We start from the raw sequence: 16764 nt of genomic DNA, 5'->3' as shown, positions 1-16764 counted from the left end.
ACTCGTCGCTGCTTGCTGCTAGCTGACGATGACCGGGCCGCCGGCGGCGGTCACCGGGGCGTACTTGGCGCTGAAGAAGGCGTTGGCGAAACACAGCGACGAGCCGGACACCTTGGCGAACGGCTGGTTGACGAATCCGATGCTGCTGTCGGCGTTGTCCGTCGTGCCGACCAGGCTGGCGCCCTCGTAGACGCAGCTGACGCTGCCCAGCAGGGTGCGCAGGCTGACGGTCGTGCGGATGTGGGCGCCGGGCGCCGCGGTGACGTCGAGGCCGCCGCCGGAGGTGACCGCCGCGGTGTACGGGAGGTTGTTGACGGTGATGCTGTTGACGCCGAGCACGCCCAGGACGTTGGAGGTGCAGCCGGTGAAGTTCTGCTGCGTGAGCGACTCGGAGGCGGTGCCGGGGGCGGCCGGGTTGTCGGTGACGGTGGCGGAGAAGCTGGACGTCGTGCAGGAGATGCCGCTGGTGCCGGTGGCGCTGGAGTAGAACGTGGCGTTGGTGCCGGCGGCCAGGGACGCGGTGAGGACCTCACCGACGGCGATGTCGCCGCCCGCGGTGGAAAGGACCGCGGGGTCGGCGGCCGACGCGGGGCTGACGGCCGTCAGCGAGAGGGCGGCGACGGAACCGACGGCGGCGAGGAGGGTACGGACGCGCATGCGGGTGCCTCATTTCTGAAGTGGGGGGTCGTTCGGGGAAGTCGGCCGAACGAGGGGGATCGGGTGGGGGGCGGTCGGACACGGTGGTCGTGGGAACAGAGGGGACGCGAGTCCGCGTCGGCCGGAACCGGCCCGTCACGCCTTCTCCGTACGTGACGGACCGGCAGCGGTGAGAGGCGTCGGACCCCACGGACAGGGGGTGGTGGCCGTGGGCGGCGCCGGTGGACGAAGGGGACTCGGGGCGCAGAAAGCCCGTGCTGGATGCCCGGGCGGGAATGCCGGTACTGACAGGAGGTCCGGCCGCCGGCTGACGGCGGCCGGACCCGTGTCCGGGAGCGCGGCCGATGTCACCACGCTGCGGATCCGGCGCCACGGATCCGGGCTGAGCCACGAGAGTTGTAGACCTGATGGTCAGTCAACGTCAAGCATTTGAAGCCAAGTTGATGATCCATTCGACATATACGTGCACCTGGGCGACAGTGTGGATCACAGGCGATACACAATGGACACCGTTTTTCCACATCTCCCTTGACCCCTAGGTGTAACCATCGGTAACTTCCGAAGAGGCTACTGACGCGTAACGGGTAAGCCCTTGCGACGACATCCGGGAGTTGTGAGGAGCGGTGCGCGACAGTCCGCTGTCCGCGCCAGGACAACGACGCCACTGAAGCCCAACCCGCATGACTATGCCCATGGGAGCAGACATGGCCTCGTCCACGGACGTCACGTCGTCCGCCGACAACACCCCCGAGAACCCCGAGAGCGGTTCGGCCGTAAGACGCGGCCGGGTCCGGCTTCGCCGGGCCGCCGTGATGGCGGTGCCCGCGACCTTCGTCGCGGCCGGCCTCGCGGTCCTGACCGCCCAGGGAGCGCTGGGTGTGCAGTTCGCTATTTCCGGTATGCCGTTCGTGGTCACCGCCGACAAGCTCGAGGGCGACGGCTTCGCCCAGTTCGGCGCGCTGGACCACATGATCGAGAACAGCCCCAACGAGGGCGACACCGGCGGCCAGGTGCTGGTCGTCACCTCGGTCGTGAAGAAGGGCAAGCTGACCAACCTGTGTCAGAGCGTCGACCTCGGCGGCATCCAGCTCGTCCTCACCGCGGGCGACAAGGGCACCAAGGTCGACGTGGAGAACCTGGCCATCGACTCCGACGACATCACCGGTGACGCCGCCTTCAACAACATCGAGATCGGCCGCGACTCCAGCACCTTCGACAAGGTCGGCAAGCAGGGCCCGGCCGGCGTCTACGGCCAGCAGGCCGACAAGGTCGTCATCACCGACCTCTACCAGCACAACTACGCCGCCACCGCGGCCGTGTTCAAGCTTCCCGACCTCCACATGAGGTTCGGGGGCAAGGGCTGCCCGCAGTGAACCGCTTCCAGGACTGGAGGAGGCACCGGCCCTTCGCCGGCGGAGTGCTGCTCGCCCTGGGCGGCGCGGAGATCCTGCTGACCATGAAGGCTCCCCTGCCGGTCCTGCTGCGCATCGGCATGCAGGGACTGGCGGGCTATCTCCTGCCGTCCGTGATGCTGCTGTGCGGGCTGCTGATCCTGTTCAACCCCTCGCAGCGCCTCTTCTACTCGATCATCGGCGTCCTGTGCTCGCTGGGCTCGTGGGTCACCTCGAACATCGGGGGCTTCGTCATCGGCCTGCTCCTCGGCGTCACGGGGAGCTGCATGGCCTTCGGGTGGGTGCCCGACCAGGAACCCCGGCGCAGCCGCCGTCAGCGGCGCAAGGACGCCCTGGCGGACAAGGCCATGGCCTTCCCCCACCACGGGGAACCGGCCTGACCCCGTACGGCACGGTCACCGTTGTCGTCCCCTGTGCCGGCGCCGGCGACTGCGCCGGCACAGGCATGCGCCCTCCCGGGCGTTGACACGGGCATGCGCCGCCCCGGGCGCCGTGAGGGCGCAGTGCGCCTTCCACTGTGATTGACAGCCAGTCAATTCACCTGCGGTGACCTCTCCTGCGGGCCCGTGGTGTCCGTTCCACATCACGATGCGGCAGCAGCACCTCACCACGAGTGGTCGTTCACTTGACTACCGGCGGTCACACGCGGTTGGCTCCGAGCCAGCGAAACCTTTCGCCGGTACGCGCCCCTTCGTTCCGGCAGCGCTCGCACGTCCTCCTGCTCTGCCGCACAGCGAGGTACAGCCCTCCATGAACACTCCCCTGCCCGCTCGCTCGCCCTCCGCTTCCCCCGGAGCCGCGCGGGCGGCCGCCTCCGCCGCCCTCTGTCTCCTCCTCGTCGCCGGCTGTTCCGACGCGACCGCCTCCGGCCCGGACCAGGAGACGGCCGGACGCCCCGGCGACCGGATCAGGGTCGCCCTGGTCACCCACGGCGCGCAGGGCGACGCCTTCTGGGAGTCGGTGCGCAGGGGCGCGGAGACGGCCGCCGCCAAGGACGGCGTCGAACTGACCTACGCGAGCGACGCCGACGCCGCCGGACAGGCCGCGCTGGTGCGGGACGCGGTCCGCGACAGGGTCGACGGCATCGCGGTGACCCTGGCCAAGCCCCGGGCGATGAAAGGCCCGGTGACGGAGGCCAGGGCGGCGGGCACAGCCGTGGTCGGCCTCAACTCCGGCATCGACGCCTGGCGTTCCGCGGGGCTGCTGGCGTACTTCGGGCAGGACGAGAGCGTCGCCGGCCGTGCCGTCGGCGACAGGCTCGACGCACTCGGCAGGAAGCACGCGCTGTGCGTCATCCACGAGCGGGGCAACGTCGCCCTGGAGGCCCGCTGCGCCGGGGTGAAGAAGGCGTTCGCCGGCGAGACCGAGATGCTCTACGTCGACGGCACCGACCCGGACGCGATGACCGCCGCGGTGGCGGCCCGCCTCGGGCAGGACGCATCGGTCGACCAAGTCGTCGCCAACGGGGCGCATGTCGCGCTGGCCTCGGTGAAGGCGGCGAAGGACGCCGGCAGCGGTGCCGAGGTCGCCACCTTCGACCTGGACAAGGACGTGGTCGCCGCCGTCCGCGACGGCAGGGTCCGGTTCGCGGTGGACCAGCAGCCGTGGCTCCAGGGCTATCTCGCCGTGGACGCGCTCTGGCTCCACGAGACGAACGGAGGCGTCAGCGGCGGCGGCACGGCCCCGGTCCTGACCGGCCCCGCCTTCGTCACGAAGGCCGATGTGACCGACGGCGCCCGGTACGCCACCGCCGGAACCGGCTGACCGGCCGCTGCCCGACCGCTGACCGGTCCGCACGCCCCGCCCCGCTCCCCCGCCGCTCGCCCAAGGACGACCATGTCACCACGGACAGGTGCCCGGCGCCGCCGTCTCGGCTCCATACGTCTCTCCCTGATCCTCCTGGCGCTGGTGCCCGGCGTCACCCTCGCAGCCATGTGGAGCGTGACGACGATCCAGATCTTCTCCGAGGGCATGCGGCTGCGCGCGCAGACCGAACTGAGCCGCTCGACCGGCGCCATGGGCACCGAGGCCACGCTCGCGCTGCAACAGGAGCGCAGCCTGTCGGCGGTGTGGCTGGCCGCGCCCCACGGCTCCCGCGCGGCGCTTCAGGCGCAGCGCGCGAAGACGGACGCGGTGGTCGAGAAGCTGGTCGCCCGCGCGAACGACATCCAGCGGGCGCCCGCCCGCGTCCGCGAGCGGATGTTCTCGGTGATCGCCTCCGTGGGCAGCCTGGAGTACTACCGGGGTCAGGTGGACGACCCCACCGACATCACCGCCGCTCAGGCGCTGGACCAGTACACGTCGATCATCGACGACCAGATCCATGCCTTCCAGGAGCTGTCCCAGGTCGACGACGGCGACCTCACCTCGCAGGCCGGCCCGCTCGTCGCCCTGGAGCACGCGGCCGAGCTGGTCTCCGAGGAGGACCTGTACCTCACGCTCGCCGGCCCGAAGGGGCGCATGGACGAGAAGGAGTGGGCCGCGTTCGCGCAGACGGTGAACGCCCGCCGCTGGCTGGTCCAGGACCAGATCGTGCCCTCCCTCACCGGCTCGACGAAGACGCAGGCCGAGAAGATCCTGCGCAGCCCGCAGTGGCGCACCCTGGAGTCCGTCGAGGACAGGGTGCTCGCCGCCCGGGCCGACCAGCGCGAGAACGGGGACGTCCCCCTGCCCGACGTGCGCGGGCAGTGGCGCGCCGCCCTCATCGAGGTCTCCGACCAGTACTCGGCGCTGATCCGGCAGCGGACCGAGGCGCTGCTCGAAAGCAGCGCGGTGGAAGCGCGCGATCTGCTGGTCAAGGCCGGCGCGCTGAGCGCCGCCGGGCTCGTGGCGCTGCTGCTGTGCGTCGGGATGTCCTGGCGGATCACCCGATCCCTGTTCCGGCGGCTGCGCGGGCTGCGGATGGCAACGCTGAGTCTGGCTCGGGAGACGCTCCCGGAGGTGGTGGCCCGGCTCGACCGGGGAGAGACTGTCGACGTGGACTCGGCGGCCCCGCCCCTCGACTACGGCGGGGACGAACTCGGCCAGGTGGCCCAGGCGTTCAACACCGCGCAGCGTACGGCCGTGCACACCGCCGTCGAACTCGCCGACACCCGCCGCGGGTTCCAGAAGGTCATCCTGGGCATCGCACGGCAGAGCCAGAACCTCGTCAACCTCCAGCTGAGCAAGCTGGACGCCCTGGAACGCGCCCACCAGGACCCGGAGGTCCTCGAGGGACTGTACGAACTGGACTCCTCGGCCTCCCAGTTGCGCCGCTACGAGGAGAACCTCGTCATCATCAGCGGCGGACGGCCGGGGCGAAGCTGGTCGGAGCCGGTCGCGCTGGTCGACATCCTGCGCAGCGCCGTCGGCGAGGTCGCCGAGTACGCGCGGGTGGAGGTGCACACCGAGGAGGAGGTGTGCGTCGCCCCTCCGGCCGTGGCGGACGTGATCCATCTGCTGGCCGAGCTCATCGACAACGCGACGTCCTACTCCCCGGCGCCGAGCCCGGTCGCGGTGCGGGCGACGACGGTGGCCAAGGGCCTGGCGGTCGAGGTGGAGGACCGCGGTCTCGGGCTGTCCGAGGAGGACTACGCGTCGTTCAACGCCCAGTTGGCGGTGGAGCCGCAGTTCGACGTGGTGGCGCTCGCCGACGACCTGCGGCTGGGCATGTTCGTGATCGCCCGACTGGCCACCCGGCACGGCATCGCCGTGACCCTGCGCCCCTCGCCGTACGGCGGCACCACGGCGATCGTGCTGCTGCCGAAGGACATCGTGGTACGGGAGACGGCGGACGGCGAGCGCGCTGAGCCAGACGGCTCCGGGGCGACCGGGCCGACCGGGCCGGCCGGGCCGACCGGGCCGACCGTCGAGCCGGACACCCCGAACTCCGCCGTGTCATCGCCCGCGCCGGGCGTGCTGGAAGCGGTGCGCAAGGCGCTCACCGCACCGCGTGTCACGACCGCGCGGGACGCCGTCGTCCCGGCGCACGACGAGGCGCACGCCTCGCAGCCGCCGGACGCGTCAGACACGCCGGACGAGTCTGGAGCGCCGAGCGCGACCGACGGCCCGGACGGCCCTCCGCCCTCCCCGCCGGCTCCCGACACCGGCCTGCCCGTCAGGACGCCCGGCGCCGCGGGGGTGCGGACGCGCAAGGAGACGCCCGCCGCGACGGCCGCGAGCCCGCCCGCGCCCGGTGCGGCGGGCTCCGGCCGCTCACCCGGCGTCCCGCCGCTGCCCCGCCGGGTCCCGCAGACCAGCCTCGTCGCCGAGTTGCGCGAGGAGCCGGCACGCGACGGGGCAGGCGGTCGCACCGACGACGGCGAGACGTTCGAGGAGTTCACCGCGGAGCGCGCCGCCTCCTCTCTCGCCGGTTTCCAGCGCGGCACCCTGCGCGCACGCGACGACGCCGACGGGCCGCCCTCCCGCCCCGAGGAGACGGCCGCAGCCGCCCCGACCCCGACACCGCCCGCCGACCGCTCATGAAGGACACCGCGATGACATACTCCACGCCCGCCACCGACACCAAGCTCGACCAACTGCTCACCGGACTGGTGGAGAAGGTCGCCGATGTGAACCAGGCCGTCGTGCTCTCCGAGGACGGGCTGGTGATCAGCAAGTCCCTGGGCTTCACACGCGAGGACGCCGAGCGGCTGGCGGCGACCGCGTCGGGCCTGATGAGCCTCAGCAAGGGCGTCAGCATGGACTTCCGCGGCGGCCCGGTGCGCCAGGCGCTCATAGAGATGGCGAACAGCTACCTGATCCTCACCTCGGCCGGCCCAGGGGCCCACCTGGTCGTGCTGGCCGGTTCGCACGCGGACGTCGGTGTGGTGGCGTACCAGATGAACATGCTGGTGAAGAAGATCGGCGAGCACCTCAGCGCGGCGCCGCGGACCGGTGTCGGTCCCGCCTCGCGCCGCCTCGGCGGGTGAGGTGAGCGGAGGCGACGAAGCGGGCCGGCTGGTACGGCCGTTCGCCCTCACCGGCGGGCGGACCCGGCCCAGCCGTGCCGACTTCACGCTCATCACGACGGTGACCGCTGTGGACCCACCGCCGGAGCGGGCGAACCGGCCGCAGCCCGAGCATGCGCGGATCGTGCGGATGTGTGCCCGGCCGGTCGCCGTTGCGGAGCTCGCGGCGCTGCTGGACCTGCCGGTGAGCGTGGTCGTCATCATGCTCTGCGATCTGCTGGAGGCGGGGCTGATCACGGCCCGGCCGCCCCGTCCCGTGACCGGTGACGGCGGCCGGGACCTGGAGCTGCTGCAGAAAGTGAGGGACGGCCTTGACCACATCTGACCCCACCGCCGCCGGGGCCCCCGCGGCGCCCGACGCGGTGAAGATCCTCGTCGCCGGCGGTTTCGGCGTAGGCAAGACCACGATGGTCGGCTCGGTCAGCGAGATCGCGCCCCTGCGCACGGAGGAGCCGCTGACCGTCGCGGGGCTGGACGTGGACGACCTGAAGGGCATCGAGGAGAAGCGGTCCACCACCGTGGCGCTCGACTTCGGGCGGATCACCATCGGCGACGACCTGGTGCTGTACCTGTTCGGCACGCCGGGGCAGCAGCGGTTCTGGTTCATGTGGAACGACCTGGCCGTCGGCGCGCTGGGGGCGGTGGTGCTGATCGACGTGCGCCGGCCGGACGCCAGTTTCGCGGCGATCGACTTCTTCGAGCGGCGCAGGATCCCGTTCGTCGTCGGGGTCAACGGCTTCCACGGGCTGCACCCTTATCCGGCGGACGAGATCCGTCAGGCGCTGGCGCTGCCGACGGGCGTTCCGGTGCTGCTGTGCGACGCCCGGGAACGGGAGTCGTGCCGGGATGTGCTGATCGGGCTGCTCGATCTGCTGATCGCCGACGCGGGCCGGCAGATCCGTAATTGACACTCCGTCAGAGCGTGGCTCCCGCCGCGCGCAGTACGGCGATCGTCTCCGGGTACGGCCCCGCGGTCGCCCATTCCAGCGGGGTGCGGCCGGTGCCGTGGTCCTCGCGGCGGGCGGGGTCGGCGCCGTGGGCCAGGAGGACGCGGACGGTGTCGGTGTGCCCCCAACAGGCGGCCGCGCACAGGGGTGTTCCCTCGGAGCCGAGGCCGCCGCTCTCCACGTCGGGTGGGGCTCCGGCGGCGAGAAGGAGCCGGGCGGTCTCCGCCGCCCCGTGCACGGAGGCCGCGTAGAGGGGGGTACGGCCGTCCATGTCGGCCACCGCCGGATCGGCGCCGGCGCGCAACAGCGCGGCCACGCCCTGCCGGTCGCCGGACCCGGCCGCGCCGACCAGGCGTGCCGTCAGCTTCTTCCGCCGTCTTCTGTTCACGGCCGCCGAGGGTAGCGGGGACCGCTTGCGGTCGCCTCCCGTTTTCCGGCGGACCGGGAGCAGGTCACCACTCGGCCCGCCCCGGCCGCCGCGGGCCTCAGGACAGGCCTGCCGACTTCAGCCACGCCTTGGCGACGTCCAGCGGGTCCTTGCGCTGGAGCTGCACCTGATCGTCGAGGTCGAGCAGCGTCTTGGTGTCGAGCTTGGCCGAGACCGCGTTGAGCGCGTCGACGCCCTCCTTCGAGAGCCCGCTCTTGTAGACCAGCGGGGTCACGTTGGCGAAGCCGAAGAGGTTCTTCGGGTCCTTGAGGACGACGAACTTGTCCCTGTTGATGGTCGGATCGGTGGTGAAGATGTCCGCGGCCTGCACGGTGTCCTTCTTCAGCGCGGCCTGGGTCAGCGGGCCGCCGGCATCGAGCGCCTTGAAGGACTTGAACTTCAGGCCGTACACCGCTTCGAGGCCGACCATGCCCTGCTGCCGGGTCTGGAACTCGGGCGAGCCGCCGAGGACCAGCTGCGGGGCGATGTCCTTGATGTCGTCGAGGGTGGACTCGGCGGTGAGGTTGTGCTTCTTCGCGGTCTCCTGGTTGAGCGCGACGGAGTCCTTGTCCTCGGCCGCGGAGGACTCCAGCAGCGTCAGCTTGGGGTCGAGCTTGGCCTTCACGGCGGCGTTGACCGCCTCCGTCGACTTCTGCTCGGCCTTCGGGTCGAAGTAGGCGAGCAGGGAGCCGTTGTACTCGGGCAGAACGGTGATGGAACCGTTCTTGAGCAGGCCGTACGTGGTCTCGCGGCTGCCGATGTTGGGCTTGTAGGACACCTTGATGCCCTTGGCCTTGAGGGCCTCGCCGTAGATGTCCGCGAGCAGGATGCTCTCGGCGAAGTTGTTGGAGCCGACGACGACGGTGCTGCCGTCCGCCTTCCCCTCGGCGAGCGGGTCGGTGGTGTCGTCGGAGGAGGAACATCCCGCCAGCAGAACCGTCGTCGCGACGAGAGCGACGGCTGCCGCGCCGCGGTGGTGCCGGAGGGACCTGCTGCTGTGGGCGTTGGAAGTCACGGTTGCCGTTCCGGGCTCGGGGTCGGTGAGAGGGAACTGAAGCACGCTGCAACTGATCCAATCCATCCGCTTCTCCATCAGTCAAGTGCCTCCGGGTTACCGATCGGCTTCGATTTGTGACCGACCGTGTTCGCGAAAGGGGCGCTTCGTAATGGATTCTTGACTTAGGGCGACAACCTGACCGCACAAAGGCGCGATAGTGTCACGGCAGTTGACGTCGGTCGCAACGGCGTGTGCCTGCGAGACCCTGAAGGAGGCCTGGTGTCCACGAAGCCGGTGGACGCGCCCGCCCGGTCGTCCGGGGCGGCCTCACCGGTCCGCCGGGGCCCGCGGGGCTTCGCCGACAGGTGGCCTTTCCAGCGCAAGCTCAACGTCCTCGTCGGCGTGCCGATGACGGTGATCGCGCTGCTGCTGACGTACCTCATCGTCAACCTGGTCGAGGAGTCCGACCGCGCCGAGTCGGCGGCCCGGCTGGTCCGCGACAGCGCCGAGGTGGCCCGACTCGTCACCGACATACAGGCGGAGCACCAGCAGGCCATCCTGCTCTCGGTGCGGCACGAGGCGTCCTTCGACGGCGGCACCCCCTCCACCAGCGCCTACCGGGTCGCCCAACTCGCCGTGGACTCACAGGTGCAGAAGGTGCGCGACGCGTTCGGCGGGCGGCTGCCGGCCGGTGAGGCGCAGGCGCTCAGGGAGATCGAGGGCCTGGCCGGCCTGCGCGACACCATCGAGCAGGGCTTCCTCCCCGCCGACAACATCGACCCCGCGTACACGGGCGCCGCCGAGGGCCTCATCGACGGACTCGGCCTGGACCGCAACTCCGACCTCGCGACGACCTTCACCGGCAACCTGCTCGACTCGCTGCTGCGCGCCGACGCCGCGCACGGCGCCTTCGAGACCGGTGTCTTCTCCGCCCGCACCGGCGACAGCAACGCCCTCATCGAGTTCATGAACGCGGTGGGCTCCGCCGAGTCGTACGCCTACCAGTCCGGGCGGTTCGCCCGGTTCGCCGGCGAGGCGCAGACCGACGAGCTCGGCGGTATCGAGCACAACTCCTCGATGGCCGCGATCGGTCGGCACTACGCCGAACTGGCCGTCGACCCCAGCGAGTTGCAGGCCGACTCCAAGGACGAGCTGCGCACGGCGTTCCGGGAGGCGCTCGACTCCTACCACCTCTACAGCCAGCAGGCCTCGACGCGGGTCGAGATCACCGGCTCGCTCATCGGCCAGATCGCCGACCGGGCCGACGACGCGTCGACCGGCGCCCAGTGGCGTGCCGGTCTGCTGCTCAGCCTGGCGCTGCTCGGCTTCGCCCTGTGGATCGCCCTCGCGGTCCTGGTGCGCCGTAGCGTGATCCGCCCGGTGCTGGCCCTGACGGGGGTCGCTCAGGAGGTCGCCGACGTCGCCGGGCGCGAGCTCGCGCGGGTGGCGGACGACGACGCCGAGGAGAGCGGGCCGCCCCGTCTGCGCGAGCTGCCGGTCACCGCGGACGACGAGATCGGCGAACTCGCCGAGGCCTTCAACAACGTTCAGACCACGGCGGCCGCGCTGCTGGAGCGCCAGGTGCTCAGCCGGCGCAACGTGGCGGAGATGTTCGGCAACGTGGGCCGCCGCGTCAGCAACCTGACGACCCGTCAACTCGCGCTGATCGACGCGGTGGAGCGTGGCGAGACCGACCCCGCGCTGCTCGAACGGCTCTACTCCATCGACCACATCGCGGTCCGGTTGCGCCGTAACGCCGACAGTCTGATGCTGCTGGCCGGCATCCGCGAGGCCGTCCTGGACTCCGGCCCCAGCGCGCTGACCAACGTGGTGCGTGCCGCGCTCGGCCAGATCGAGGGCTTCCAGCGGGTACGGCTGCACGCCGGGACCGAGGTCATGGTGGAACCCGACGTCATCGGCGACCTGACGCTGATGGTCGCCGAACTCCTGGAGAACGCCGTGGCGTTCTCGCCGGAGGGCAGCCCCGTCGAGGTGGCCGTCGACTCCGTCGACGGCGGTGCGACGATCACCGTCGCCGACCACGGTCTGGGCATGAGCGCGGAACGCCTGGCCGAGGAGAACGCCCGCCTGGTGCGCCGCGAGCGCCTCGACGTGGTGCCGACGAAGGTGCTCGGCCTGTTCGTGGTGGGCGCGCTGGCGCGCCGCTGGGACATCGCCGTCACCCTCTCCCGCACGCCCGGCGGGGGTGTGACGGCGGAAGCGGTGATCCCGTCCGCCCTGCTCCTGAAGCCGGGTGGCACGAGCGACGCCAGGGCCGCGCGAACGCTCACGGGGGCGGACCCGGACACAGGGCCGAACCCGGACGCGGAGGCGCGCGGTTCGCTTCCCGCGCCCTCGGCGCCCGCGTCCGGCCCCTCCCGTGCCCTCTCCGTCCCGGCCTGGGTCGTCGACGACGGTGAGCCGGCCCCGCTCCCCCGCCGCGTCCCCCGGCGCGACCCGGCGTCGGCCGACGAGCCGCAGCCTTCGCACCCGGCACCCGCGGCCACGGAGGACGAGCAGCCCCCGGCCCACGCGAGGACGTCCGACCCGGGTCTCCCCGACGGCACCGGAACGCACGGCGACGAACAGGCCCCGGCCCCCACCGCAGCCCACGAAGGCGCGCCCGCCCCCGCCCACACCGGCACCGCGACCCACCAGCCCGCCCCGGCCCCCCGCACCGAGGCTCCCCGGGCCGCCCGACCCCAGGCCCACCACACCGCCCCGGCCGCCCCCACCGCCCCCACCGGGGCCCGCCACCCCGCCCCGGTCCCCCACACCCGTTCCGAGGGCAGCACCTCCGGCCGTCCCGCCCGGGCCGACCGCCCGGCGGACGCGTCCCGCCCCGCCGGATCCTCCCCGGCGGAACCCGCCCCCGACGGCCCCCGCCCGCTGCGCCGCCGGGTCCGCGGCGCCACGCTGCGCACGACCGCCGAGGCCGCCCAGCAGGCCGCGCGCGGCCCCGCACGGCCCGTGGACGCGGACGCCGTCCGCAGCGCGCTGGAGGAGTTCGAGGCGGCCGTGGAGCGCGCCCACCGCGACACCGGCGAGCACCCCCGCCCCGCGGTCCCCGCCGCCACCCCCGGCACCGAAGACACGCAAGACACGCAGGACACCGACCACCGGAACCCCGCGCACCGCCAGAACCACCTTCCGGAAGGAGCCGAGCAGTGAGCACGTCGACAGGTGAGACTCCCCCGGGAGACGCCACGCCGACCGACCTGCGGGCCGCCGCAGCCGACTTCACCTGGCTGCTCAACCGATTCGCCACCGAGACCGCCGGGGTGGTGGACGCCATCGCGGTGTCCTCCGACGGCCTGCTGATCGCCGTGTCGGAGCTGCGCGAGCACGCCGACTCCGAGCGGCTGGCCGCGATCGTCTCGGGCATCACCAGCCTGGCCGCGGGCGCCTCCGGCAACTACGGCCTGGGCGGGCTGAACAAGGTCATCATCGACCTCGAAGGCGGCCACGTCCTGGTCTCCGCGATCGGCAGCGGCGCCGTCCTCGGCGTGGTCACCGACAAGGAGGCCAAGCTGGGCAACATCGCCTACGAGATGACGGTGTTCGCCAACCGCGCGGGCGCCGCGCTGAGTCCGCAGCTCGTCCTGGAGCTGAAGAACAGCGTCGGCGCCGTCAGGTCGCGCTGAGGCGGCCGTCGGCGCCCGGCCCGCCGGTCCAGAGAGGAAGCGAAGCAGCGATGGCGGACGGCCGCACCGCGCGCGACGCCGGCGAGGACGGCGCCACACCGGTCGGTCCCGCGTCCGCCGTCCGGCCCTTCCTGGTCACCGCCGGGCGGGTCGCGGGCGCGGGCGAGGCGTCGTCCGGGCGGACGATGCCCGTCGAGACCCAGTTGGTGGCCACCGCCGACGGGCTCGGCGCCCTCGACCGGCTCTGTTTCGAACAGCACGACATCGTCGCCGCCTGCCGGGTGCCGCAGTCGATCGCGGAGATCGCGGCCCGGCTGCGGCTGCACCTGAACGTGGTGCGGGTCCTCGCCGAGGACCTGCGCGCGGCGGGGCAGCTGTCGGTGCACGTGCCGGACGCCGGCGTCGCCCACGACGCGTCCGTCCTGCGCAGGCTCATCGATGGCCTCCGTGCCATCCCCGACTCCCGGGGGGTATTCCGTGACTCCGACTGAACCGCTTGTACGGCACACCGCCGACCAGGGCGCCGTACGGCCCCCGCTGCCGGTGAAGCTGGTGATCGCGGGCGGCTTCGGCGTGGGCAAGACCACCGCCGTCGGCGCGATCTCCGAGATCGAGCCGCTGACCACCGAGGCGGCCATCACCGAGGTCGCCGCGGGCGTGGACGACCTCAGCCACACCCCGCGCAAGACGACGACCACCGTCGCCATGGACTTCGGCTGCATCACCATCGACCCCACCCTGAAGCTGTACCTGTTCGGCACGCCCGGGCAGGAGCGGTTCGGGTTCATGTGGGACGACATCGTGGAGGGCGCGGTCGGCGGGCTCGTCATCGTCGACACGCGCCGCCTGGACGACTGCTACGCCGCCGTCGACTACTTCGAGCACCGGAGGATCCCGTTCGCGGTGGCCGTGAACGCCTTCGACGGCCAGGTCGCGCACACGCTGGAGGAGGTCCGCTGGGCGCTCGACGTGTCCGAGGGCGTGCCGGTGCTGGTCTTCGACGCCCGCGAGCGCGGCTCGGTCCGCGACGCGCTGCTGGTGGTGCTGGAACAGGCGCTGGCGCGGACTCAGGGGTGAGCGCGCCTCCCCCGCGGCGCGGACTCAGGGGTGAGCGCGCCTCCCCCGCGGCGCGGACTCAGGGGTGAGCGCGCCTCCCCCGCGGGGCGGTGGCGCGCTTCCCGTCGCGTCAGGCCTTCGGGTCGCCCCGGCGCACTCCCGGCGACACCGCCACCCGGGCCACGGCCCAGAACACCGCGAGGGTCGCCAGGGCCATCACGGCGGTCAGGGTGGCGCCGCCCACCACCTTCTCGTAGTTGCGCTGGTAGAGACCGTCGACGATGTAGCGCCCGAGGCCGCCGAGGCTGACGTACGCGGCGATGGTGGCGGTGGAGACGATCTGGATGGCGGCGGAGCGCAGGCCGCCGAGGATCAGCGGCAGCGCGACCGGCAGCTCCACCCGGAAGAGGATCCCGCTCTCCCGCATGCCCATGCCCCGGGCGGCGTCGACCGGGGAGGGGTCGACGGAGCGCACGGCCTCGTACGTCGTGACCAGGATGGGCGGGACGGCGAGGACGACCAGCGGGATCATCACCGGCAGCATGCCGAAGCCGAGCAGCAGGGTCATCAGCACCAGCAGGCCGAAGGTGGGCAGCGCCCGCCCCGCGGTGGCGACCATGGACAGCGCGTTGCCGCCCCGGCCGTAGTGCCCGGTGAGCAGACCGACCGGCAGTCCGACGGCGGCGGCGAGGGCGAGCGCTTCGAGGGTGTAACCGGCGTGCTCCCCCAGGCGGGTGGGGATGCCGTCGTAGCCCTGCCAGTGGGCGCCGTCGCTGAAGAAGGCGTGGACGAAGTTGAGGACGTTCACCGGGTCGCGACCGCCTTCCGGGGCGTACGGGCGCCGCTCGGCATCCACGGCGTGAGCAGGACGCGCAGGAGCACCAGCAGGCCGTCGGCGAGGATCGCGAGGACGGCCATGGTGAGCACGGCGTTCCAGGCGAGTTCCGGCCGGTTGTAGATGGTGGCGTCGTGCAGGAGGTTGCCGAGGGCGCCCTGGTTGCCGATGAGGGTGCCGACGCTGACGAGGCTGATGCTCGACACGGTCGCCACCCGCAGCCCGGCGATGATCGCGGGCACGGCGATCGGCAACTGCACCTGGAGGTAGCGGCGTACGGGCCCGAAGCCCATGGCGGTGGCGGCGGCGAGCGTCTCCTGCGGCACCGAGCGCACCCCGTCGACGATCGCGGGGACGAGGACGACCAGCGTGTAGACGGTCAGCGGGATCATCACGGTCAGCTCGGTCTGGCCGGTGTAGTCGATGAGGACGACGAAGAAGGCCAGCGAGGGGATCGCGTACAGCACGGTCGTCACCCACAGCACCGGCGGGTACAACCAGCGCAGCCGCACGCAGAGTTGGGCGAGCGGCAGGGCGAGCAGCAGACCGGCCAGGACCGGCAGCAGGGCCTCGCGCAGATGCAGCCCGATGAGACCGGCCCAACTGTGCTGGAGGTCGCTCGGGATGTCGAAGAACCCGTTCACCGGACGGCCTTCACCGCGGTCTTGGCCGCCTCGCCGCGGCCTTCGGCGTGGGCGCCCCGGATCGCCTCGCCGATGCTCTGCTGGGAGACGACGCCGGCCGCCCGGCCCTCCTCGTCGACGGCGACGGCCCAGCCGGTGGGCGAGAGCACGGCGCAGTCCAGCGCGGCCCGCAGCGAGTCCGTGCCCGCGGTGAACGGCCTGCCGCAGGAGAGCAGCCGGGCGGCGTCGATCCGCCCGGCGGTCAACTCGCCCGGTTCGCCCCAGCCCAGCGGCTTGCCCTCGACGTCGGTGACGAGGAGGTAGGGGGCTCCGGCGCCGGCGCGGGCGGCGATCTGCTCGGCGCTCGCGTCGACGGCGACGATCGGCGCGGTGAGCAGGTCGAGTCCGGCGCAGGTGAAGAAGGACAGGCGCCGCACGCCGCGATCGGCGCCGAGGAAGTCCTCGACGAACTCGTCGGCCGGATGGCTCAACAGCTCGGCGGGCGGCGCGAACTGGGCGAGCCGGCCGCCGGTGCGCAGCACCGCCACCATGGTGCCGATCTTCACCGCCTCGTCGATGTCGTGCGTGACGAAGACGATCGTCTTGCCCAACTCGGCCTGCAAGCGCAGGAGTTCGTCCTGAAGTCCCTTGCGGACGACGGGGTCGACGGCGGAGAACGGCTCGTCCATCAGCAGGACCGGCGGATCGGCGGCGAGCGCCCGTGCGACGCCCACGCGTTGCTGCTGGCCGCCGGAGAGCTGGTAGGGGTACCGCTTGGCGAGCGAGGCGTCGAGACCGACCCGCTCCATCAACTCCCGTGCCCGCGAACGGGACTTGTCCTTGCTCCAGCCGAGCAGGCGGGGCACGGTGGCGATGTTGTCGACGATCGTGCGGTGCTGGAAGAGACCGGCGTTCTGGATGACGTATCCCATGGACCGGCGCAGCGTTTCGACGGGTTGCCGCTGGATGTCCTCGCCGTCGAGGAGGATGGCGCCCTCGGTGGGCTCGACCATCCGGTTGATCATGCGCAGGGTCGTCGTCTTGCCGCATCCGGAGGGGCCGACGAGCACGGTGATGGAGCGGTCCGGTATGTCGAGGGAGAGCCGGTCGACCGCCACGGTGCCGTCCGGGTATCGCTTCGTGACTGAATCTATCCGTATCAAAACGCCGAATGCCCTTCGGGTCTGACAGTCTCCGCCCGCTCTCGACCTTTTGAG

The 16764-nt window shown here is 72.0% G+C and carries 17 protein-coding genes; 11 read left to right on the top strand and 6 right to left on the bottom strand.

Features of this window, described 5'->3' with window-relative positions:
• Positions 1-18: 18 nt before the first annotated feature.
• Positions 19-657 (bottom strand): Tat pathway signal sequence domain protein, encoded by a 639-nt coding sequence (locus ACIOC0_RS22165; protein WP_402156943.1) that lies wholly within the window; start codon positions 655-657, stop codon positions 19-21.
• 704 nt (positions 658-1361) lie between these two features.
• Here ACIOC0_RS22165 and ACIOC0_RS22160 point away from each other — a divergent pair.
• From ACIOC0_RS22160 to ACIOC0_RS22130, 7 genes are all read left to right on the top strand, one after another.
• Positions 1362-2030, top strand: coding sequence for a DUF6230 family protein (locus ACIOC0_RS22160; RefSeq protein WP_402156941.1), 669 nt, complete (start codon positions 1362-1364; stop codon positions 2028-2030).
• Entirely contained in the window at positions 2027-2449 is a 423-nt protein-coding gene (locus ACIOC0_RS22155) for a DUF6114 domain-containing protein (protein WP_351092242.1), read from the top strand. Before ACIOC0_RS22160 ends, ACIOC0_RS22155 begins: the two co-directional genes overlap by 4 nt.
• A gap of 370 nt (positions 2450-2819) precedes the next feature.
• Positions 2820-3833 carry a substrate-binding domain-containing protein gene (locus ACIOC0_RS22150; protein ID WP_402156939.1) on the top strand — a complete coding sequence of 338 codons (1014 nt, stop codon included), beginning with the start codon at positions 2820-2822 and terminating at the stop codon, positions 3831-3833.
• A gap of 72 nt (positions 3834-3905) precedes the next feature.
• Positions 3906-6533, top strand: a complete 2628-nt coding sequence (locus ACIOC0_RS22145; RefSeq protein WP_402156938.1) for a nitrate- and nitrite sensing domain-containing protein — start codon at positions 3906-3908, stop codon at positions 6531-6533.
• Positions 6534-6544: 11 nt separating this feature from the next.
• A complete protein-coding gene (locus ACIOC0_RS22140; RefSeq protein WP_402156937.1) occupies positions 6545-6979 on the top strand; it encodes a roadblock/LC7 domain-containing protein in 435 nt (144 codons plus the stop codon).
• Position 6980: 1 nt separating this feature from the next.
• The gene (locus ACIOC0_RS22135) at positions 6981-7343 is read left to right on the top strand and encodes a DUF742 domain-containing protein (RefSeq protein WP_402156935.1); all 363 of its coding nucleotides are present in this window, start codon (positions 6981-6983) and stop codon (positions 7341-7343) included.
• Entirely contained in the window at positions 7330-7926 is a 597-nt protein-coding gene (locus ACIOC0_RS22130) for a GTP-binding protein (RefSeq protein WP_402156933.1), read from the top strand. The genes ACIOC0_RS22135 and ACIOC0_RS22130 overlap by 14 nt, the downstream gene beginning before the upstream one ends.
• A gap of 7 nt (positions 7927-7933) precedes the next feature.
• On the opposite strand, the gene ACIOC0_RS22125 is transcribed toward ACIOC0_RS22130, so the two are convergent.
• On the bottom strand, positions 7934-8353 hold the full coding sequence (locus tag ACIOC0_RS22125; protein WP_402156931.1) for an ankyrin repeat domain-containing protein: 420 nt from the start codon (positions 8351-8353) through the stop codon (positions 7934-7936).
• 97 nt (positions 8354-8450) lie between these two features.
• Complete coding sequence (locus ACIOC0_RS22120) at positions 8451-9407, bottom strand: ABC transporter substrate-binding protein (RefSeq protein ID WP_402156929.1); 957 nt, start codon at positions 9405-9407, stop codon at positions 8451-8453.
• 261 nt (positions 9408-9668) lie between these two features.
• On the opposite strand from ACIOC0_RS22120, the gene ACIOC0_RS22115 reads away from it, so the two are divergent.
• From ACIOC0_RS22115 to ACIOC0_RS22100, 4 genes are read left to right on the top strand one after another with little or no spacing between them, the layout of a single operon-like run.
• Positions 9669-12560 (top strand): ATP-binding protein, encoded by a 2892-nt coding sequence (locus ACIOC0_RS22115; RefSeq protein ID WP_402156927.1) that lies wholly within the window; start codon positions 9669-9671, stop codon positions 12558-12560.
• Positions 12557-13033: a roadblock/LC7 domain-containing protein gene (locus ACIOC0_RS22110; RefSeq protein ID WP_130438043.1), complete on the top strand. Its 477-nt coding sequence runs from the start codon at positions 12557-12559 to the stop codon at positions 13031-13033. The genes ACIOC0_RS22115 and ACIOC0_RS22110 overlap by 4 nt, the downstream gene beginning before the upstream one ends.
• Positions 13034-13083: 50 nt before the next feature.
• Positions 13084-13524, top strand: a complete 441-nt coding sequence (locus ACIOC0_RS22105; RefSeq protein WP_402156925.1) for a DUF742 domain-containing protein — start codon at positions 13084-13086, stop codon at positions 13522-13524.
• Complete coding sequence (locus tag ACIOC0_RS22100) at positions 13511-14110, top strand: GTP-binding protein (protein ID WP_402156924.1); 600 nt, start codon at positions 13511-13513, stop codon at positions 14108-14110. Before ACIOC0_RS22105 ends, ACIOC0_RS22100 begins: the two co-directional genes overlap by 14 nt.
• Before the next feature lie 109 nt (positions 14111-14219).
• Here the strand turns inward: ACIOC0_RS22100 and ACIOC0_RS22095 are convergent, their stop codons facing one another.
• The 3 genes from ACIOC0_RS22095 to ACIOC0_RS22085 are packed head-to-tail and all read right to left on the bottom strand — an operon-like array spanning position 14220 to position 16710.
• On the bottom strand, positions 14220-14897 hold the full coding sequence (locus ACIOC0_RS22095) for an ABC transporter permease (RefSeq protein WP_402156922.1): 678 nt from the start codon (positions 14895-14897) through the stop codon (positions 14220-14222).
• On the bottom strand, positions 14894-15568 hold the full coding sequence (locus ACIOC0_RS22090; protein WP_402156921.1) for an ABC transporter permease: 675 nt from the start codon (positions 15566-15568) through the stop codon (positions 14894-14896). Before ACIOC0_RS22090 ends, ACIOC0_RS22095 begins: the two co-directional genes overlap by 4 nt.
• Positions 15565-16710: an ABC transporter ATP-binding protein gene (locus tag ACIOC0_RS22085; RefSeq protein WP_402156919.1), complete on the bottom strand. Its 1146-nt coding sequence runs from the start codon at positions 16708-16710 to the stop codon at positions 15565-15567. The genes ACIOC0_RS22090 and ACIOC0_RS22085 overlap by 4 nt, the downstream gene beginning before the upstream one ends.
• Positions 16711-16764 lie beyond the last annotated feature (54 nt).

The organism is Streptomyces sp. NPDC088254, assembly GCF_044740925.1.
GTDB lineage: Bacteria > Actinomycetota > Actinomycetes > Streptomycetales > Streptomycetaceae > Streptomyces.
Note: the sequence above shows the minus strand (reverse complement) of the source record. Positions and strands in the feature narration are given on the sequence as shown.